Raw genomic sequence first — 20,044 nt, 5'->3', positions numbered from 1 at the left:
CCTCAGAACAGCCGGTCCTCGCCCAGTCTCTTCGCGATATGGTTAGCTGTAAACAAGAGAATGAAGCTGATCACCGTCTTGAACATACCCGCCGCAATCGAGAGAGAGAAGTTCCCCATCTGAATCCCGTACTTAAGCACGAAGATATCCAGGTTCTCGGAGTAGTCGACGTTCATGCCGTTTCCAAGCAGGTATTGCGGTTCAAAGCCGGTCTCCAGCAGGTTTCCGATGTTCATAATGAGCAATATGACGACAACAGACTTAATGCCCGGGAACGTAATGTTCCAAATGCGCTGGAACCGTCCAGCTCCGTCGATTTCTGCAGCTTCATACTGAGACGGATCAATACTGGTCATCGCTGCCAAATATATAATGGTGTTCCAACCTACGTTTTTCCAGACTTCCGAAACACCGAGTATTCCCCAGAAATATTTCCCTTCCCCGAGCCAAAGAATCGGCTCTTTGATAATGCCGAGCCACATCAGCACATCGTTAATGATGCCGCCGTCCGCAGACAACGCCGTCGCAATGATGCTTGAGGCTACAACCCATGAAATAAAGTGCGGTAAATAACTGATCGTTTGCACAACGCGCTTGAAGGCGACTTTACGAAGCTCATTGAGAAGAATCGCCAAAGTAATCGCTGTAACAAAACCTAGAACAAGATTGATAAAGCTCATCGCAAGCGTATTGCGCATAACCCGGACGAAATGCTCGTCCTGAAACAGGAACTTGAAGTGCTTCAGACCGGCCCAGGTCTGGTCAAACATCCCTTTTGCCGGTTTATAGTCCTGGAACGCGATGCTCCAGCCCCATAGGGGCAAATATTTGAAGATAATCAGCCAAATCAGAAAAGGCACCGACATAAAGACGAGCGCTCTTTGCTTGCTTAGTTTGTGGAAGAAACCTTTCAAGCCGCCGTCCAGTTTATTAACCTCGGGCTCGGGCGACTCTGCCGGTCTTAATTGTGTCACATTGTCCACGGTTTCTTCTCCTCCCTATCCAGTAATGGGGAATTTAGATAACAGAAAGGCCGGAAATCCTCTCATTGCCCAGATCAGCCGGCCTTTCCATTTCAAATTCTCGGTTTATTATTTTCCTTGAACCAGATCGACTTTCTTAGCCACTTCGTCTGTAATCAGCTGCTCATAATCTTTCACGCCAAGTTTGTTGAAATCTGTTACGTATTCATCCCAGATTTTGTCGAACTCCGCCGGATTGGCAAGAACGAGTTTAGGGAAGTATTTGCGCTGCAAATCGCTTTTCTTCTGCGTAAAGATTTGCGCCGGCGAACCTTGCTCAATCTGAATACTCCAAGCCGGGTACCAAGGACGCTCTTCAGGTGCTGCGAACAATTGCGAGAATGACTGGATGCCGTATGCTTCCAACAGCTTCTTGTCGCTTTCAGAGTAAGACATTTGCGCTACCTCAGGTTGACGGCCCGCCCCTACGGAGTTCCCGTCCGGCAGCGAAGAACCGTTACCGTAACGCGGCCAGTTGTATTCAAAGTACTTGAAGCCAAATGACTCGCGGAAGGCTTCCGCATTCGTCTGCTTGATTTGTTCCTCTGTACGATAGAAACGGCCGTTCTCATCTACCGAATAAGTCTCGCCTTCAATTCCCCAGTTCGATAAGATTTGATTCTCATCGGTAAGCAGGTTATCGAAGTATTTGATAATACGCTCAGGGTCTTTCGCGCTAACCGAGATACCTACTCCACGGTTGTTAACAAAGGAAGGCGGATCGAGGTACTGGTCTTTGGTGTTTTCGTCAAATACGATCGGCAATGCCATATACTCCAAATCATCGTTGCCAGTTTGCTGCGCCGCTTCACGCAGGTTGTTCATCGATTGGCCTACCTGCCATCTGTAGTCGAAGAAGCCAAGCACTTTACCTGACGCGATTTTGGCCAAATATTGGTCACGATTGTCAACAAAGGACGACTTATCAAATAATCCGTCCGCATTCAGCTTGTTCAGCTCCTGCAAATAACGTTTGGTAAAATCGTCATCAGCATAGTCATTCGCTTCATGAGTTTCCATGTCGATGATGACGCCTCCGTCATTCGGATACCCTGCAAGGTGCATAGGCGGATTCGTTAAAGCAAAAAATTGGTCTTGTGTAGTCAATGCAATATATCCCGTCAAGTCTTCACCCGGATGCTTACTCACATATTCGCGGATAAGATTTAAGTAATCATCAAACGTCTTGATCGTTGGATAGCCCGCTTCCTTCAGCACGCGGCGCTGAATCCAGAAGGCTCCCTGCTCGATATTCGGAGCGGAAATGTACTCGCCCACTACGGCACTCATCGGCAAGAAATAGATGTTGCCATCCTCTGCCTTCATCAAGTTGTAGTAAGGCTCATATACCCGTTTGATATTCGGGCCGTATTGATCGATTAAATCGTTTAGCGGAATAAAAGAGCCCGAACTCAACAGCTTATCGATCGAGCCGCCTGGCACAAGCACGTCCGGGTAACTGTTGCTTGCGATGAACGTGCCTACCTTCGTATTCTCATCGCCAACAAGATGCTCGATTTTAAAGTTCACACCAGTTTGATCTTCAAATATTTTTCCAATTTTCGTTTCATTCGTATTAACGTCCTTGCCTGCCACTGCATTAAAGTAAGTAAAAGTTACTTTATCCAGCTTCTCTTCCTGGGCGCCACCTGTTGATGCGCTGTTCGCTGCCTTGTTATTGTCTTTGCCGCCGGAGCATGCGGACAACAGCGATGCCAGCATTACGATGGTCAGACAACTTAGCCAAAACCGTCTTTTCTTCATGTTTTTGACTTCCCCTTTCAGGCCTTCATTTTTGTAAGCACTTTCATTATAAGAGAGGCAGGCGACGACTTTTACCCGTCAATCTAAAGTTGATACTTTGAAAACTATAGGAGCCCGGTATAGATTTCTACATTAACCGCTTCTCCGCCGGAATGATAAAGAGAACCTCCGTTCCCTCGCCAAGCTTGCTGCGAATGTTCAATGTCAACCGGTCTTTGTAAAACATTCTGAGGCGATAGATGACATTCTGAATGCCGATGCGTTCCCCCATCTCTTCTTCGCCCTCCAGGTAGCGGTATAATTTCTCCACCTTCTCGCTGGACATGCCGACACCGTTATCCCGTATCATGCAGATCAACTCGTCGCCGGACTGCTTGATCTCTACCTCGATTTTTCCGCCTTGCTTCAAAGGTTCGATGCCATGGATGCTTGCGTTCTCTACGAAGGTAACGATGGACATTTTGGGAATTAGAATCGAAGTATCGGCTTCGCTCGCCAGGACCGTGTATTCAATCTTTTCCCCAAACCGGTATTTCTGGATTTCCAGGAAGCAATAAATGAATTCCAGCTCTTCCTTCAAAGTGACCATATCCTTCCGCCAGACGAGGGAATTGCGGAAAATCTTCGCCATATTGTGAATGATTCTCGCGGTCTCCTCCTCGTCCTTCATCAAACTCCGCATGCGGATCGTTTCCAGGGCATTAAATAAAAAATGCGGATTAATCTGGCTTTGCAGCGCATTCAATTGAGCATGACGGCGCTCCAGCTCCAGATTCTTCTTCTGGATGTCGGCTACATACACGTTATTGATCAGGCTCTGGATCTGCAGCGTCATCCGATTGAATTCGCCCGTTAATTGTCCGATTTCATCGCTGGAGCCTTCATCCTGTATTGTCTCGAAATGCTGGTTTTTGACCTTCTTCATATATTTCAAAATACGGATCAGCCTTACGTTCAGCGAACGGGTGATCCAGACGATGATCAAGGTCGGCAGCAGAATATTGAGGCAAGTTAGCAGCACGATGAAATTGCGGTTTTGCCTGACCTCCTGGAACACTTCATCCTCGGAAATTCTCCCCACGACGCTCCAGCCGTTCAAATTATTGCTCTGCCCGTAATCTTTGTGAAATTCGATCGTTCTCTCCGGGGCAACTATCTGGTCAAAAGCGACAGCTCCTGCATGCAAATCGAGGTCGGCATCGTTCGAGTACTCGATCTCCCCCCGGTCATTCAACAGGTAAATACGGCCCTGCAAATTCAAATTGTTGAATATTTGCCGGATCACCGGCATGCGCAAATCGATTTTCAGGAAATGCCCGTTCTCTTGCCGCGAATAATAATAGTAATCCATGCGGCGAATGACGCTGAACGTATCCAGCTGGCCATCTTGGCCTGTACGCATAAATATCGGCGCGGACAGCTTGGCCGAGGATATTTTCTTGTACCAATCCTGCTGCTTGATGTTCTGATCAATGTAGACAATGCCGCCTGAATATAGCAGTGTCGGATTATCGACATATACGGTGATGGCATCCACAGAATTATAAGCCGGGCTGGATGTGTTAATAATCCGCCGCAAATAAGAGTCGTAGGCCTCCACATAGTCGATGGGATGCTCGTATTCTGTCTCGATGATCTCATTCAGGAGATGATCGGTATAAAAAACGGAAGATACCTGCAGGGTATCTTCCACTTCTTGAAGAAACTCGTTCTTGACTTGCTCTAAAGCCCGGGAAATGTCCTGCATCCGCTGATTTCTTACACTTGTTGTGGTTACGTTATAGAAAATGAAATTCGTAAGCAGTATCGGAACGAGCACGCATAGAAAATAGAGCAGCAGCATCTTGTCCCGCAGCCGAACATTATTCAAATTAGGTATCATCGGCTCGTCCTTGAGGACGCCCCTCCCTTCACCAGCTGCGAACGGTATTCGCTTGGCGTCAGCTTCTCCAGCTTCTCGAATTGCGTCACGAAATAATCGGGATTGCTGAAGCCCACGCGATCGGCGACCTCATATATGCGCATATCCGTCTGGCGGAGCAGTCGCTTGGCCTCGCTTATTCTTAATTGCAGCAGGAAATCATTAAAATATACGCCGTAGGTTTTGCGGAACAATTGGCCAAGGTAAACGGGGTTCATATAAAATTTAGCAGCAATGGACTTTAAGCTAATGTTCTCGTGATAATGCTCTTCGATATAGGCGCGGATTTTATGGATGCCGCCCTTTTGCTGCTCCTTGCGCAGGACGCTGATATACTGGCCGCTCTCCGCCGCAAAGGCGGCGAAGAGACGCTGCAGCTCCTGCAGGGACAAATTCAAGTCATGCCAGCCGATAACCGGGTCCAACGAACCGAGCGTACGCTCGTCCCCTTCCATGCCCCGGACAATATCAACCACGCCAAGCACGCATTGGTGAATGCTCATCTTCACGGCCTCTGGGGCATAGCGCTTCCCTTGGAAACGCTGAAACATCTGCTTGATCGAACGCCCAAGCTCCTCAAGGCGATATTCCTCGATCTGCTCGATCAAACGATGGTATAGCTCCTGATCGACCGGCATATACTGGACGGCGCATTCGCTCGTTTGGCTATGAACCACAATGCCCTCATGGTCATGAACATATTTATATAACAACGCCTCTTTGGCACTTTCGTACGCGCCTCGAAGGCCGGCCAATCCTTGAACTGGGCATCCCGCATAAATAAAGACGCGCCCCTCCCGAACCTTTATCCTGGTCTGAAGCGATTCCGCGAACGAACGGATGTTGTTATGAAACGGCTTCAGCAGACGTTCAGGCACAATCACCCCGATGCGGTTGCGATGCTCATAAATGTAGAGCGGCTGTTCTCCGCCTACGATCTCCTGCAGCGCTTGCTCCACCTGCTCCTTGAACCGGTGAAGAGGAAGCTCTTCCTCTTCCTCTACCTGCCGCCACGGGTGCAGATCATTCAGTTCCACGAGCATATAATACAGGCTATCGCCGTTCGTCAGGTTCAACTGCTCCTCCCAGGTCGAAATGAACTGCTCCTCGGCTTCATTCCTGATGATCGATTCGATCATCGCCTGATTCTCCAGACGCTTCTCCCGCTCCTTCTCTTCGCGTTCCTCGCGGAGCCGGCCGCTCAGCCTGCACAGCATTTCGGTGAATTCACCTTCATCGATCGGCTTGAGAATGAAATCATGAACTCCGTAGCGAACGGCCTGTTGCGCATAACTGAAATCATCATAGCCGCTAATAATGACAAACACGGGCGGCTGCTCATCCTCTTCGATCAACTGTCGGATTAGCCCCAGTCCATCCAAAACCGGCATGCGAATATCGGTGATGACCAGATCGGGACGTGCGGACCGGATCAACTCCAGCGCGTCCTCTCCGTTGTCAGCCTCGCCGGATATTTGGAAGCCGCAAGCTCCCCAGTCGATCAACTTGATTAATCCCTTCCGCGTAAACAGCTCATCATCTACAAGAATAACACTGTGAAGTTCCATCGGTATGCCTCCTCCCAGCCTGCTGCCCGGAATGCAGCCGGCACATGATGTTGGTGATGCCCGTAAACGTTAAGACAAGGAAATTCCGAAATAACGGACCGCGTTATGATAGCAAATGTCCTGCACGATGCTTCCAATATAATCGTAATCCGCCGGCAGCTCTCCTTCTTCGATCCACTCCCCGAACAATCGGCATAGGACACGCCGGAAATATTCATGTCTTGGCAGGGACATAAAGCTGCGCGAATCCGTCAGCATGCCGACAAAGGTACTGATAACCCCGATTGAGGATAACGCTTTCAACTGCTGCAGCATTCCCTCCTTCTGGTCATTGAACCACCAAGCCGAGCCAAGCTGGAGCTTGCCAGCGCTCTCTCCGGATTGGAAATTGCCGATCGTTGTCGCAAGCATTTCATAATGATAGGGATAAAGACTGTATACGATCGTCTTAGGCAGGCGGCTGCCCATTTCCAATTCATTCAGGAAAGTGTTCAAGGACGCCGCCAAATGATAATCGAGGATGGAATCGTACCCGCTATCCTTGCCGATCGTCTTCAGCATGCGGTCGTTATTGTTGCGGATGGCGCCAATATGCAGCTGCATCGCCCAACCTCGGTCATAATACATTTCACCCAAACGAAGCAGGGTAAACGTCCGATAGCGGTTTTCTTCCGAATCCGTCAGCATTTCCCCACGGAGCGCTTTGGCAAAAATTAGCTCTGTCTCCCGTTCCGTCGCCCGCTCAAAAGGGAAGGTCCCGAAACCATGATCCGACAAGCGGCAGCCCATCGCATGAAAATAATCGATTCTATTCTTCAACGCTTCCAATAGATCCTCGTAATTCCCAATCGCGCAGCCGGCCGCCTGACCAAGCTCCGCCATGTATTCCTGGAATCCCGGGGCCGTAATATTCAAAGCCCGGTCCGGTCTAAAGGTCGGCAGAACCCGGGCTGAAATCTCCTTGTTGTCTGCAATTCGTCCATGAGCCGCCAATTCGTCGGCCGGATCATCCGTCGTGCACGCGACCCGTACATCGAACTGCTGCAATATGCCTGCAGCGCGAAGCGACTTCTCCTGCAGACGTTCGTTGCAGCGATGCCAGATTTCCTCGGCATTGTCTTCGCTCAGCCGCTCCTCAATGCCGAAATAACGGGCTAGCTCCAAATGGCTCCAATGGTAGAGCGGATTGCCGACTAGCCGCGGAACGGCACGGGCCCAAGCCATGAACTTCTCCTGGTCTCCGGCCTTTCCCGTAATGAGCGATTCATCGATGCCCAGCCAGCGCATCGCCCGCCATTTGTAATGATCCCCATCCAGCCATAGCTCCGTCAAATTGCGAAACTGCCTATTCGCCGCCACATCCGCCGGATTCAAATGATTGTGATAATCGTAAATCGGCATTCCTGCTGCATATTCGAAGTACAGCTTTTTCGCGCTATTGCTCGTAAGCAGCAAATTTTCCGTGTAAAAATGTTTCATCTCCATCCCCCTGACAGCATATATTCGTTGCTTCCTAGCCGCTATGATATTTATTGATTATTGCCAGTTCCATACTACCATACAAGTGTGGTAGTATGGAAGAAGTAAGGAGGTGATCGATTGAGAGGATGGAACCCCCCTATGCAAGAATCGGCTGGGAATACCGTGTACAACGAATTAAAGAAGCAAATCGTCAATATGGAGCTGGCTCCGGGAACTACGTTATCCGAAAAGGAAATGTCGATCACTTTCAATGTAAGCCGTACTCCTGTAAGGGAGAGCTTTGTCCGGCTTGCCCAGGAAGGACTGGTGGTAGTGCTTCCGCAGCGCGGCACGCGGGTGTCCCTGATTGAACCGGATCTCGTTCTGGAAGCCCAATTCATGCGCGAGCAGTTGGAGCGGGCCGTCGTCCGTCTAGCATGCAAGCAATTCCCCGAGAAGCTGCTCGAAGAGCTTGGCAACAACTTGTCCCTTCAGCGGGAATCCCTAATGAAGCACGATGGGATGGCGATGTTCGAACTGGATGAGCAATTTCACCGTATCTTGTTCGAAGGGGTGAATAAGCTCGGGACCTGGGGCGTCATTCAACAAATGAATGCTCATTTGAACCGGAGCCGCATCCTGTGGATGAGAACCGATCCCCATTGGAATCATTTGTTCGAGCAGCACCGCGATGTGTATGAAGCGATTTGCCAAAAGGATGAAGCTTTGGCGGATCGCCTGATGCAGACCCATTTGGCTCTCAGCATTTATAATCTTGGACTGCTGCAGGAGAAGTTTCCCGATTATTTCAATAACCAAACAAAAATTTATTAGGCGGTGAAGGTTATGCGTATGGTATTTCGCTGGTTCGGCGAGAACAACGACACAGTTACGCTGGATCAAATCAGACAAATCCCTGGAACAGAGGGTATCGTGTGGGCACTTCATGATGTGCCCGCTGGAGAAGTATGGCCACTCGAACGGATTAAGGAAATCCGCGACTTAGCCAGCAAGCACGGCTTGCATACGGAAGTCGTCGAGAGCGTGAACATCCATGAGGATATTAAGCTCGGGCTTCCTACCCGGGATCAATATATCGAAAATTACATTCGCACGATCGAGAATCTGGCTCAAATCGGCGTTAAGGTCATTTGTTACAATTTCATGCCGGTATTCGACTGGGCGAGAACGGATTTGTTCAAAGAGTTGGAAGACGGCTCGACCGCTCTATTCTTTGAGAAGGAAAAAATTGACGGAGTAGATCCGTTCGATCTTGTAAAAATCATCAATCAGAACAGCGATCTCACAATGCCAGGCTGGGAGCCTGAGCGTCTCGCACATCTCACCACTTTATTCGAAGCATATCGGGAAGTTACGGAAGAGGATCTGTGGGATAATCTCAAGTATTTCCTTGACAGAATCGTACCCGTTGCCGAGAAGAACGGCATCCTGATGGCTGTCCATCCGGACGATCCACCATTTGCGATCTTCGGATTGCCGCGAATCCTGAACGACCAGGCCGGCTTCCGCCGACTGCTGTCGCTCCATGACAGCCCGGCTAACGGCATTACGCTGTGCACCGGATCGCTCGGAGCCAAGCCAAGCAACGACATCATCTCTATGATCCACGAATTCCAGGGGCGGATTCCGTTTACACATATCCGTAACGTTCGCGTTATGGATAATGGGGATTTCATCGAGACCTCTCATAAAACATCTGACGGCACGGTTGACATCAGCGGCGTTGTGAAAGCGTATTATGATACCGATTTCACGGGCTACTGCCGCCCTGACCACGGCAGACATATTTGGGGCGAGCAATGCCGTCCGGGATATGGGCTGTATGACCGCGGCCTCGGAATCATGTACTTATGGGGATTATGGGACGCCTATTCGAGACAACAGGCACAATCCGCTAACGTAAGCGCTGGGGAGGGGAATTAATATGTGTGCATTGCCTAAGCATTCTTCCCTTGAGGGTAAAACCGCCGTCATTACCGGCGGTTCCGGCGTGCTGTGCCGGGCCATGGCGCAGGAGCTCGCCGGGCAGGGAGTCAAGGTTGCCATTCTTAACCGGACGAAAGAGAAGGGGGACGAGGTGGCCGCGGCAATTGAAGCTAGCGGCGGCCAGGCGATCGCGGTCGCCTGCGACGTTACCGACGTGGCCAGCGTCACCCAAGCGGAGAAGATCGTACGGGAGCAGTTGGGCCCTTGCGACATTCTGATCAACGGCGCTGGCGGCAATCAGCCTAGCGCCAATACGACAAATGAAATTTTCCGCTCCGAGGATTTAACGAATCCTGACATCACCACCTTCTTTGACCTGAGCATTCCCGGAGTAAGAACGGTATTCGACTTGAACTTCGTCGGCACCCTTATTCCTACGCAGGTGTTCGCCAAAACGATGCTCGGCCGTCCAGGAGCAGTCGTGCTGAATATTTCCTCGATGAGCGCGCCGTGTCCGATGACCAAAGTGCCGGCTTATAGCGCGGCAAAAGCGGCGATCAACAACTTTACGCAGTGGCTCGCCGTCCATTTGGCGGAATCCGGCATCCGCGTCAACGCGATTGCACCCGGCTTCTTCCTGACGGAGCAGAACCGCAACCTGCTCACCAATGAGGACGGCTCGTTGACGGAGCGTTCTCACAAAATCATTACGCACACGCCAATGCGGCGCTTCGGCGTACCGGAGGATCTGCTTGGTACGCTGCTCTGGCTCGCCGATGCGGATACGTCCGGCTTCGTTACCGGAACGGTCATTCCGGTGGACGGCGGATTCATGGCTTACTCGGGAGTATGATCAAGCTTTGAAAACTTTAGCACTTTCCCCATGCAATTAAACATGTTGTTCTCGAACCTCCCGGACCAATGCGGGGATCTTATATACTGAATCACATTCCGTATTCGGATGAATACCATTTTGTATGCAGGGGGAGTATCATGTTCAGCGAAAATTATGTTGTTCAGCAAACTAGCGGCGAAGGCGCCGTCCATTGGGCGGAGCAGCAATTCGGCGCTAAGTATGGCGAAGCGGTAGCGGAGATTTTGATGGGCTATGCCAAGTTCAACAGCAGAATAAAGCCCGAGCTGTTGAACGCTGTAGAGCTGTACAGCCTGACGGATTACAAGGAAGCCGAGCTGGTGGTTTCAGAGCTGAAGGCCATCTCCAGCCAGGCAGAGCGGCTGTATAAGGATCTGCCGGAACCGCTGCGGAATGCCTTTTTCCAATTGGCCCTCTATCCGGCCCAGGCTTCCGCACAAATGTGGGAGCTGCATATGCAGGCTGCGCGAAGCCGCTTGTATGCACGACAAGGAAGAAGTGCGGCGAACATCGCCGCCCGAGAGGCGGAGCTGATCTTTGAAGCCGATCGCGAACTGACTTTGGCCTACAATAAAATGCTCTCACAGGGCAAATTGGATCACCTGATGGATCAGACCCATATCGGGTACACCAACTGGAACCAGCCACCTGTGAACGCTATGCCGGAGACGGGCACGGTTGCCACTAAGGACTACTTCGAGATGGGCATCGCCGTGGAGGGCACAGCCGACGTATGGCCAGAGGCCAAAACGGTATGCCGGCTGCCTGCATTCGACGGTTTTACCCAGGAAGCAAGATATATCGATGTCTTTAATAAAGGCTCGGAACCATTCGCTTTTCGCGCAACGGCAGGAGCTCCCTGGATCAAGCTGTCCCTATTCGCAGGAGAGGTCATCTCGCAGAAGCGGATTTGGGTTGATATCGACTGGACTGCTGCGCCAGTCGGCAATGATGTTCAAAGCGAAATCATGATCAGCGGCCCAACGGGGGATGAAATCGCGGTGCAAATCGCTGTCTTCCATCCTGCCGAGCCAACCCGCGACTCACTCGCCGGTCATATCGAGACGGGCGGCGTCATCGCCATTGAGGCGGAGCATTACTCCGCATGCCGCGGTGCAAACGGCAAGGAGTGGCAACCTATTGCAGGCTACGGCCACACCTTATCCTCAGTCGCCGTATTCCCGGTTACCGGGCCTAGCGCGGAGCAGCCGGATGCCGGAAACTCGCCGAGCCTGGAATATCCCGTATACATGACGAGTACGGGCGAGGTTAGCGTCACGTTGTCCGCTGTTCCATCCAACGATTTTGTACCTGGGCAAGGGCTGCGGATCGGCGTCTCCTTCGATGACGGGCCGGTGCAAATTGCCGAGCTGATCGCGAAGCTGCCTGACGAGGGATTCGATGGACGCGATTGGGAGCAAAGCGTCATTATTAACATCCGTACCGGAGTAACGCGGCACCATATCGAGCATCCGGGCTATCATACGCTCCGAGTTTGGATGGTCGATCCGTTCGTCGTCCTGCAGAAGCTCGTTATCGACACCGGCGGTCAGAAGCCAAGCCTGCTCGGCCCGCCGGAGAGCTATTACAACGGATTGCCCGCCGGAACGGCGCCATGGTCCGCGCAGGAGATCGACCGGGATTGCTTCGATCCGTTCGTTGTGCCCGGCGTTCTGGGCGGCTGCTGCACCTCTCCCGAAGAGAAGCTGGATATTTTCGTGCAGCAGAGCGGCCTGTACACGCTGAAGCTTGCAGCCATCGTAAAGCAGGGTGACAAACCGATGCTCCGGCTCAGTATCGACGGGTGCGAACTGCCAGGGCCGATCTCCCTGACGCCGGCCGAGAACGGAAGCGGATCCCTGCGCTATATCGCGGAGAATATCCCGCTCGAGGCGGGCCGGCATTCGCTGCAGTTTACGGCCGAGCGCTGCCGCGCCCTAAACGGGGAGATGCAGCTGGAGCTCGCTGCGCCGGATCGGCTGAGCATTCGGCCATCGCTGCAGCGCGGCGGGCTGCTGCCGGAGAAGCCGCTTGTCGCCCAGATCGGCCTGCTCAGCATCGACGAGCGCCACAGCTGCCGCTATGCGCTGACCGTCTCGCTCCACAGCGAGGACGATCACCTGCTGGACGAGGCGACCGTAACCGGCATTGTTCCGCGCGGCGGCGAAGAGGTGCAGCGCATCTGCCTTTCCGATCATAGGCTGGGAATCGAAACCTCTGGCTTTGGTCAGGCTGCCGGCAACGGCGAATCTTCCTCTTCCAATTACAGTGAGGCTTCCGACAGTGACGATACCGGGGACTGCCATGCAGCTGCCCGCTACAAGCTGAAGCTGGCCGTAACCTATGACGGCATCACACGTATGCATTGCTCGAGCTGGATTCTTTAATATTTTTATAAGTTTACAGACGAAATAGCTGCCGGTTATCCTGGCAGCTATTTGTCATTGATATCGCATCTTATATGACAACGCCCTTTTTCAAAATGATGTTTGCGTATAGTGCTCTCTCCCCGGTAGACACAATCGCATAAGCCTGCTTCGACCTCTCGTAGAAGGCGAACCGCTCCATTTCCTCGAAGGCGTCGGACCCGGAATGATACTGCTCCACGATTTTCCGGTACCTGTCCCAAATCGGCGTCTTTACGCCGTCGCCCGGCGTTACGGCCATCAGCGTCACGGGCCGATCCACGTATACATCCAGCGGAAACAGCGGCAGTATCGCCTCCAGCAGCTCAGCAATGCCATGACCGTCGCAGCGAACCAGACGTCGGGCATGGCTCGCTGCCGGAAAATTGGCGTCGGCAAATACAATTTCATCCGAATGCCCCATCTCCATCAGCACTTTGATCAGATCCGGCGAGATCAGGCTCGAAATTCCTTTTAACATACCAGCCCTCCCAGCTTCATTAATGATTTCATGGACCCCATTCCATAATTAGCGTACTTGACGGGCAGCTAGCCCGCAATATGTCTCGTAAGCATCTTCCCATTCAATTCCGTCTTCGGATTCGTAGACCCGCAGCGGGAATGAAGCCTTCACCGCTTCAAGCCCCTCCTCCATACTCCGTATGAGGCCGCCGGCCAGCAGCTGTACGAGCATGTTCCCGATCGCGCTGGCTTCAACCGGCCCGGTCCATACCGGACGCTGAAGAGCATTGGCCGTAAACTGGCACAGCAGCGCATTTTGGATGCCGCCCCCTACCATATGCAGCCCCTCGAACCGCGCCCCGGTCAGCTGCTCAGCCTGCTCCAGCACTTGGCGGTAACGCAGCGCGAGACTTTCCATAATACAGCGAATGATCGCGCTGATGCTGCTGGGCTCGGCCTGCCCGGTCTCCCTGCAGTAGCCGAGAATTTCCTTAGGCATATCTGCCGGATTCATGAAGCGGAGATCGTCCGGGTCGATGAAGCTGCGCAATGGAGGTGCCGCCTCCGCCAGCAAAGCGAGTTCGGGGTAGGAATAGGAGGTCCCCGACTGCTCCCATTTGCGCTTGCACTCCTGAAGGATCCATAATCCCATAATATTTTTTAATAAATGATAGCTGCCGCCGACTCCGCCCTCATTTGAAAATTGCAGCTCTAGCACCGCAGGGTCCAACAGCGGCCTTTCCAGCGGAGTGCCGAGCAGCGACCACGTACCGCTGACCAGATAGGCAAAGTGCGGCGATACGGAAGGCACGGCGGCGGCCGCCGATTCCGTATCATGCGATGCCACGGCCACGACTTTGAGCGGAGGCACGTCCAGTTCAGCGCATAGTGCTTCAGTCAGCTCTCCAATAACTGTTCCCGGGTAGACCGGCTCCGGGAAGATATCCGCGGGCAGGCCAAGCTGCTCCAGCAAAGGCGCATTCCACGCTCCCTTTGCCGGATCGTACAGCTGCGTAGTTGTAGCCATGGTGAATTCGCAAGCTTTGCGCCCCGTCAAAAAATAGTTAAGCAAATCCGGGGTCAGCAGCAGCGTGTCCGCCATCTCCAGCTTGGGAGAGTTTGCTTTTTTCATCGCATATAGCTGATATAACGTATTAAAGGGCATGAACTGCAACCCGCTCTCCCGAAACAGCCGCTCCTCCCCGATAAGCGCCGACACTTCCTCCACCAGCCCTTCGGTCTGGCGATCCCGGTAATGATAAGGGATGCCCAGCAGCTCGCCATTCCGGTCAAGCAGTCCGAAATCGACGCCCCACGTATCGATTCCGCAGCTCACCGGCTTATATCCTGCCTGGTACGCTTGGCGAATAGCGTGCTTGATCTCCTGCAGCAGCATCGCGATATTCCAATGCAAGTGCTCGCCGATCTGTATGGGCATGTTGGCAAAACGATGGATTTCTGTAATTTGCAGCCTACCGGGGTGGTCAGGCTGATCGCTTTCATCCCTGACAAGCTCGCCGATGAGGGCCCTGCCGCTGCCGGCCCCTAGATCAAAGGCTAGAACGCAAGGGGATATGTTCATCTTGATCACCACCCGCTCACTTCATTTTTTGCAGCAGCTGAATCCGGTAGTCCTCGCTTTCCAGCGCGGCGATATCCGCAACTTCCTGAAGGGTAAGCGGAACCGGGCTGCCTGCGGCTTTTGCGCTCAAATAAATTTTTGCGCTTTCCTCCACCACTTGAGTGCGGTAGTAAGCCTCGCGCAAATTGCGCCCAGTCGTGACCAGCCCGTGGTTGCCCAGAAGGATCGAACTGGCTTCGTTCACCTTGGCGGCCACAGCTTCCGCAAGCACTTCCGTCGTCGGGATTAGATAAGGAATATACACCGTGCTGCCGACCAGTGCCGCTTGATCGGGGAACATGATCGGGAGCTCCCGTTCGATCAAGGTAAAAGCGATGCAGTAGGAGGGATGGGTATGAACCATCGCCCCCATATCAGGCTTTTGCCGGTAACCGTACAGATGCATCAGCACTTCCGAGGACGGGCGCAGGCCGATATCGGTTATTTCCCCCGAGGAAATATCAACCTCGATCCACTGCTCCGGCTCGATTTCCTCCAAGGCAAAGCCGCTGGGAGACAAGTACATTTTGTCTCCTGCCCGCGCGCTAATATTGCCACCGGGTCCGACGACGAGCCCGTGATCTACGATTTTGCGCGCGTATTTGCACAGCTCGTTTCGCGTATCCATATTTCGCATGCTGCTTCTCCTTTCCGGTAAATTACTATTTATACAGCGGCCCGAAATTCGCGCAAGCCCGGTAATCGGCGTTCTCGGCGCTCTCTGTGCCGAACAGCCCCCACGCCCGCGGGCGGAATATTTGCTCTGCCGGGACATTGTGCATGCTCACCGGAATCCGCAGGATCGAGGCGAGTGTAATCAAATCGGCACCGATATGGCCGTAGCTGATTACCCCGTGATTGGCCCCCCAATGGTCCATCACGCTATATACGGTCGTAAAAGCGCCGCTCCCCGTCAAATTCGGCGCAAACCAGGTCGTCGGCCAAGTTGGGTCCGTCCGGTTATCGAGCGTGTCATGCACATGCTGCGGTAGATCGACGGAATACCCCTCGGCAATTTGCAGCACCGGCCCCTGCCCTTTGACGAGATTGATCCGGGCCATCGTCATCGGCATGCCGCCGCGCGTCAAATAGTCGGTAGAGAAGCCGCCTCCCCGGAAGTATTCCAGCGATGCCGGGCGCCACTCGGTCGCTGCAAGCATTTTCTCCACTTCTTCATCGCTGATTTCCCAGTACGGCTTGATGACAGGCCGCCCTTCCTTCATCTGTTCCCCCGTTCCGTCCAAGGCGGCCGAGCCCGAATTGATCAAATGAAGAATGCCGTTCTCTGCGCGGCCCTCAAGCTTGTAGCCCGTAACCCGCTCCACCGAAGCCGGGCTCCAATATGTTCTGACATCAGCAAAAATCTGAGCCGTATTCGTTAGCAAATATCCGAACAGCATGCCGGCTCCGTTCAAGCTGTCGTTCTCGGTAGCGACGATATAAGGGGAGCGTCTGCCATTCCAATCGAACGAGGAATTGAGCAGCGTCTCCATGAAGTCGCCGTTCGGACAATGGTCCGTCCACTGCCGCTGCCCCTGGAATCCGGAAGCAATCGCATGGTGCCCCTGAGCCTCTTCTTCGAAGCCCAGCTCGGCCAGCCGCGGATTGCCGATCATCAGGTCGCGGGCAATGAGCGTCATTTTGACTACCGTCTCCCATTCCTGATCCTTGCGCTCGCGGGGCGATTGCAGATGCTCCGGATTATTGTCCGCTCCCTCCTTGCAATGCTTCTTCGTCCAGGCTAGCGCTTGGTCATATTCCTCAGGATCGAAGATCCCTTCATTCATCCGCCGCGTGAACTCGCTCATATCGATATATTCATTGCGCATGCCCAGGTATTCCTGGAAGAAGCGGTCATCCACCATGGAGCCCGCAATGCCCATGGATACCGAGCCCATCGATAAATACGCCCTATCTTTCATCATCGCAACCGTGAGCCCCGCCCTTGCGAAGCGCAGCAGTTTCTCCTGCACATCCGCCGGAATGGTTCCGTCTCCTTCGTCCTGGACATCCTCCCCGTAAATGCCGAAGGCCGGAAGCCCCTTTTGGGCATGCGCAGACAGGACCGCAGCCAAGTACACCGCTCCGGGACGGCCCGTTCCATTAAAACCCCATACCGCCTTAGGCAGTGTCGGGTCAGTATCCATCGTCTCCGTTCCATAACACCAGCAAGGGGTAACCGTAATCGTCAACCCGACCTCGGCGTTTTTGAACTTTTTTGCAGCCGCAGCCGCCTCGGCCACTCCCCCAATACAGGTATCAGCAATGACGCATTTCACCGGATCGCCGTTCGGGTACCGCAGCTGCTCCGACAGCAGGGCCGCTACCGCTTCGGCCAGATTCATCGTCTGCTCCTCCAGCGACTCGCGAACTCCTCTTCTTCTTCCGTCGATCGTCGGACGAATCCCAATAGCCGGGAAGCCATCCCGCCATCTGTAATCGCTTTCAAATGATGTCATCGTTCTCCCTCCAATGGTTAAAATTTGAGCATACCCTTATTCTAATGAGGGGCGCAGGTGAAGATAACCTACTATTTTGTTCTTTTACCGGCCATACCGGTCAATAATGTGTACCTCCTCGCACCCTGGTTATATAATTAAAGGTAAAGTTCGGTTTGGGAGGGACTGCAAATGCCGAAAATTGAAATCCCTTACAACAAGAGCGACCGATTCCGTTTCAAAAAAATTCCCGAGCTCCTTTACGCCGGACAAGTCGTGGACGAGACCGCCTTCTACGCGCCGATGCAAATTCACGATTTCTGCGAAATCATTTATATCGTCGAAGGTTCGGGAGAGTTTAAAATCGGCGGCAAGAGCTACGCCCTGCAGCAGGGGGACGTGGCCATCTACAATCCCGGCGTACTGCATGAGGAACGCTCTACGAGCCAAAATGGCGAAACGTTCAAGGTAGTTTATTGCGGATTGGACAATTTGCATATCGATGGCGTGCTGGGCGGCTTGCTGCTGCCTCCGTATGTCGATCCTGTCATTTCCTGCGGACAGTATGCCAGCCGAGTTGAAGCCTACTTATCGGAAATGCTCCGGGAATGCGATTCCCAAGCCTTGGGCTATGAGACGCTGAGCAGCAATCTGCTGATGTCTCTGATCACACTCATATACCGGATCGTTGATGCGGATCACCAGTTCCAATCGCTTAAGGGTAAAAGCGAGCTGACGATGCGCACGAAGGAGTTCATCGATAATAATTTTACGCAGAGCATCACGCTGAAAGAGATCGCCGATACCCTCTATGTCAGTCAGCATTACTTGTCCCGTTTGTTCAAAAAAGACTTGGGCGACTCCCCGGTGAACTACCTCATTACCCGCCGGATCGAAGAAGCCAAGCGCCTGCTCGCTGAGAGCGAGGCCCCCGTCCATGAAGTAGCCGCCGCCGTCGGCTACAATAACGATAAATATTTCTCCATGCTCTTCAAAAAAGTCACCGGTCAGACCCCAAGCGGTTACCGTGAAGCGCAGCGTTCGAAGCGGTAGTCACTTTAAGTGCGGATGGCTCGGATAACGTGGTGCGTGAGTGGTTTGGTTCAGAATGTGGCGGCTAGTGCGTTGAGTAATTAGGTTGCTTTAAATACGGTAGATTCGGGTACGTGGTGCGTGAGCGGTGTAGTGCTGAGTGTATGGCTAGTGCGTTAAGTAATTAGGTTGCTTTAAATGCGGTAGATAGATTCGGGTACGTCGTGCGTGAATAGTGTGGTGCTGGGGGTGGCGGCTAGTGCGTTGGGTTGGGCAATGATCCAGCAAATTTCTAACGGACACAGAAGGCGCTATTTCGATAATTCCGGCGACTTTCCGATTGTTACGGACACAGGGGACGTTATTAGGCAATAATCGGCTATATTTTGATTGTTTATAAGCAGATAAGGTCCTCTGTGTCCGTTAATTCTTTATTTAGAGCAATTTCATCGAAATAGCGGAACCAGTGTCCATTAGCTACCCGCTGCTAGCACAGAATGCGCACTGATTGGTGCCATGCCGCACATTGCTCAACGGCCCGCGACAGGCCCTCCAAGCATGTGTGCCCTGCTCATCAGCCTAAAATCGCCGCCTCAGCAAACATCGGCCACGCGCTTCCGCCCCATAGGAACTAGCTCCACCATTACCATTACTCCACGAACTCCCTGCAGCCTGCAGCTCGCAGCAAGCTTGCCTTCCCGCTAGCAGCGATGCTGCTCCAGCCACTGAACCCCGTAGTCCACAAGCTCTCTCTGCGGCATTAGCATCACGCTAGCGCCAGCGATTTGCCCACGGATGACTCGCCCGCCCGAGCGCTCGAAATCTACACCCAACCGATCAAAGTCGGCCGATTCGTAATCCAGATCCATGTAGCTGATCCATTGTCTTACGCCTTCCTTCATTACCGGAGCGTTGCATTCCACTGTCTTCTTGCCGGAATAACTCGCCCGATGCTCCGAGAGATGAAGAGATGTGTTGCTTCCATGTCCGACACCTAGCAGCAGTACCCAGCCATGGCGATCATATATCCTGGCTAGCGGTGATTGCTCGCCAAGTCCATTGTCGAGATCATGCCCCGTCACAATATCGCCAGCATTTGCTCCCCAGGCCGCAAAAGAAACTTGAGGATGGCTGCTGCGCATGACGCCCTTTTGCTTGCGAAAGGTATCCGGGATTACGCCCATCCATTCGCATGGTGTCATGTCCTTGTCAAAAGGAGGCATTTCTGCCCGAATCGCCTCCCACCAAGATTCCGAGACCGGCGGATTCTCCCAGCCTGACGGATCGCTTAAATCCGGAGTATGCGTCGGCATAACCAACGTGCCATCCGTCCCAACCGCCTTCTCCAGAGCGAGAATGACGGATACCGGTCCCCCGAGCACCCATTGTCCAAGAGATTTGAACGACGAATGGACGATCAGCGTCATCCCCTCCTGCACGCCAAGCTGTTTTAAATCCTGCAGCAGCGTATCAACTGTAATTAATGTTCCTTTGATTTCTTCCATCGTGTGGTCACCTTTTCCAATTCA

General features: G+C 52.9%; 15 protein-coding genes. 5 read left to right on the top strand and 10 right to left on the bottom strand.

From position 1 onward, the window contains the following. Positions 1–2: 2 nt before the first annotated feature. From ACYUJT_RS17880 to uxaC, 5 genes are all read right to left on the bottom strand, one after another. Complete coding sequence (locus ACYUJT_RS17880; protein WP_460324826.1) at positions 3–866, bottom strand: ABC transporter permease; 864 nt, start codon at positions 864–866, stop codon at positions 3–5. A gap of 225 nt (positions 867–1,091) precedes the next feature. After that, positions 1,092–2,786: an ABC transporter substrate-binding protein gene (locus ACYUJT_RS17875; RefSeq protein WP_460324651.1), complete on the bottom strand. Its 1,695-nt coding sequence runs from the start codon at positions 2,784–2,786 to the stop codon at positions 1,092–1,094. 127 nt (positions 2,787–2,913) lie between these two features. Further along, positions 2,914–4,668: a sensor histidine kinase gene (locus ACYUJT_RS17870; RefSeq protein WP_460324649.1), complete on the bottom strand. Its 1,755-nt coding sequence runs from the start codon at positions 4,666–4,668 to the stop codon at positions 2,914–2,916. Further along, the gene (locus ACYUJT_RS17865) at positions 4,665–6,275 is read right to left on the bottom strand and encodes a response regulator (RefSeq protein WP_460324647.1); all 1,611 of its coding nucleotides are present in this window, start codon (positions 6,273–6,275) and stop codon (positions 4,665–4,667) included. Before ACYUJT_RS17865 ends, ACYUJT_RS17870 begins: the two co-directional genes overlap by 4 nt. Before the next feature lie 69 nt (positions 6,276–6,344). Next, complete coding sequence (uxaC, locus tag ACYUJT_RS17860; protein ID WP_460324645.1) at positions 6,345–7,754, bottom strand: glucuronate isomerase; 1,410 nt, start codon at positions 7,752–7,754, stop codon at positions 6,345–6,347. 141 nt (positions 7,755–7,895) lie between these two features. Between uxaC and ACYUJT_RS17855 the strand changes: the two genes are divergently transcribed. The 4 genes from ACYUJT_RS17855 to ACYUJT_RS17840 all read left to right on the top strand — a co-directional run bounded on the left by ACYUJT_RS17855 (position 7,896) and on the right by ACYUJT_RS17840 (position 12,944). Beyond that, entirely contained in the window at positions 7,896–8,570 is a 675-nt protein-coding gene (locus ACYUJT_RS17855; protein ID WP_460324823.1) for a GntR family transcriptional regulator, read from the top strand. Positions 8,571–8,582: 12 nt separating this feature from the next. After that, positions 8,583–9,680 (top strand): mannonate dehydratase, encoded by a 1,098-nt coding sequence (gene uxuA, locus ACYUJT_RS17850; protein WP_460324643.1) that lies wholly within the window; start codon positions 8,583–8,585, stop codon positions 9,678–9,680. A gap of 1 nt (position 9,681) precedes the next feature. Then, positions 9,682–10,536 (top strand): SDR family oxidoreductase, encoded by an 855-nt coding sequence (locus ACYUJT_RS17845; protein ID WP_460324641.1) that lies wholly within the window; start codon positions 9,682–9,684, stop codon positions 10,534–10,536. 140 nt (positions 10,537–10,676) lie between these two features. Further along, positions 10,677–12,944 carry a hypothetical protein gene (locus ACYUJT_RS17840; RefSeq protein ID WP_460324639.1) on the top strand — a complete coding sequence of 756 codons (2,268 nt, stop codon included), beginning with the start codon at positions 10,677–10,679 and terminating at the stop codon, positions 12,942–12,944. 70 nt (positions 12,945–13,014) lie between these two features. On the opposite strand, the gene fucU is transcribed toward ACYUJT_RS17840, so the two are convergent. The 4 genes from fucU to ACYUJT_RS17820 are packed head-to-tail and all read right to left on the bottom strand — an operon-like array spanning position 13,015 to position 17,504. Then, positions 13,015–13,443 carry an L-fucose mutarotase gene (fucU, locus tag ACYUJT_RS17835; protein ID WP_460324637.1) on the bottom strand — a complete coding sequence of 143 codons (429 nt, stop codon included), beginning with the start codon at positions 13,441–13,443 and terminating at the stop codon, positions 13,015–13,017. Between the two features lie 48 nt (positions 13,444–13,491). Beyond that, on the bottom strand, positions 13,492–15,006 hold the full coding sequence (locus ACYUJT_RS17830; RefSeq protein WP_460324635.1) for a rhamnulokinase: 1,515 nt from the start codon (positions 15,004–15,006) through the stop codon (positions 13,492–13,494). A 16-nt stretch (positions 15,007–15,022) separates the two neighbouring features. Further along, positions 15,023–15,682: a class II aldolase/adducin family protein gene (locus ACYUJT_RS17825; RefSeq protein WP_460324633.1), complete on the bottom strand. Its 660-nt coding sequence runs from the start codon at positions 15,680–15,682 to the stop codon at positions 15,023–15,025. Between the two features lie 25 nt (positions 15,683–15,707). Then, positions 15,708–17,504 carry an L-fucose isomerase gene (locus ACYUJT_RS17820; protein ID WP_460324631.1) on the bottom strand — a complete coding sequence of 599 codons (1,797 nt, stop codon included), beginning with the start codon at positions 17,502–17,504 and terminating at the stop codon, positions 15,708–15,710. 171 nt (positions 17,505–17,675) lie between these two features. Here ACYUJT_RS17820 and ACYUJT_RS17815 point away from each other — a divergent pair, with 171 nt between their 5' ends. Then, positions 17,676–18,536: an AraC family transcriptional regulator gene (locus tag ACYUJT_RS17815; protein WP_460324629.1), complete on the top strand. Its 861-nt coding sequence runs from the start codon at positions 17,676–17,678 to the stop codon at positions 18,534–18,536. A gap of 680 nt (positions 18,537–19,216) precedes the next feature. Here the strand turns inward: ACYUJT_RS17815 and ACYUJT_RS17810 are convergent. Beyond that, positions 19,217–20,020, bottom strand: a complete 804-nt coding sequence (locus ACYUJT_RS17810) for an AAC(3) family N-acetyltransferase (RefSeq protein WP_460324627.1) — start codon at positions 20,018–20,020, stop codon at positions 19,217–19,219. Positions 20,021–20,044 lie beyond the last annotated feature (24 nt).

The organism is Paenibacillus sp. YSY-4.3 (genome assembly GCF_054767475.1).
This window is presented reverse-complemented; position numbering and strand designations above follow the sequence as displayed.

Coding starts and splice junctions, on each gene's coding strand:
- ACYUJT_RS17865 (WP_460324647.1), bottom strand. CDS start 6,275: ATGGAACTTCACAGTGTTATTCTTGTAGATGATGAGCTGTTTACGCGG.
- ACYUJT_RS17825 (WP_460324633.1), bottom strand. CDS start 15,682: ATGCGAAATATGGATACGCGAAACGAGCTGTGCAAATACGCGCGCAAA.
- ACYUJT_RS17820 (WP_460324631.1), bottom strand. CDS start 17,504: ATGACATCATTTGAAAGCGATTACAGATGGCGGGATGGCTTCCCGGCT.
- ACYUJT_RS17870 (WP_460324649.1), bottom strand. CDS start 4,668: ATGATACCTAATTTGAATAATGTTCGGCTGCGGGACAAGATGCTGCTG.
- ACYUJT_RS17810 (WP_460324627.1), bottom strand. CDS start 20,020: ATGGAAGAAATCAAAGGAACATTAATTACAGTTGATACGCTGCTGCAG.
- ACYUJT_RS17815 (WP_460324629.1), top strand. CDS start 17,676: ATGCCGAAAATTGAAATCCCTTACAACAAGAGCGACCGATTCCGTTTC.
- ACYUJT_RS17880 (WP_460324826.1), bottom strand. CDS start 866: ATGTCGGTGCCTTTTCTGATTTGGCTGATTATCTTCAAATATTTGCCC.
- ACYUJT_RS17845 (WP_460324641.1), top strand. CDS start 9,682: ATGTGTGCATTGCCTAAGCATTCTTCCCTTGAGGGTAAAACCGCCGTC.
- ACYUJT_RS17840 (WP_460324639.1), top strand. CDS start 10,677: ATGTTCAGCGAAAATTATGTTGTTCAGCAAACTAGCGGCGAAGGCGCC.
- ACYUJT_RS17855 (WP_460324823.1), top strand. CDS start 7,896: ATGCAAGAATCGGCTGGGAATACCGTGTACAACGAATTAAAGAAGCAA.
- fucU (WP_460324637.1), bottom strand. CDS start 13,443: ATGTTAAAAGGAATTTCGAGCCTGATCTCGCCGGATCTGATCAAAGTG.
- uxuA (WP_460324643.1), top strand. CDS start 8,583: ATGCGTATGGTATTTCGCTGGTTCGGCGAGAACAACGACACAGTTACG.
- uxaC (WP_460324645.1), bottom strand. CDS start 7,754: ATGAAACATTTTTACACGGAAAATTTGCTGCTTACGAGCAATAGCGCG.
- ACYUJT_RS17830 (WP_460324635.1), bottom strand. CDS start 15,006: ATGAACATATCCCCTTGCGTTCTAGCCTTTGATCTAGGGGCCGGCAGC.
- ACYUJT_RS17875 (WP_460324651.1), bottom strand. CDS start 2,786: ATGAAGAAAAGACGGTTTTGGCTAAGTTGTCTGACCATCGTAATGCTG.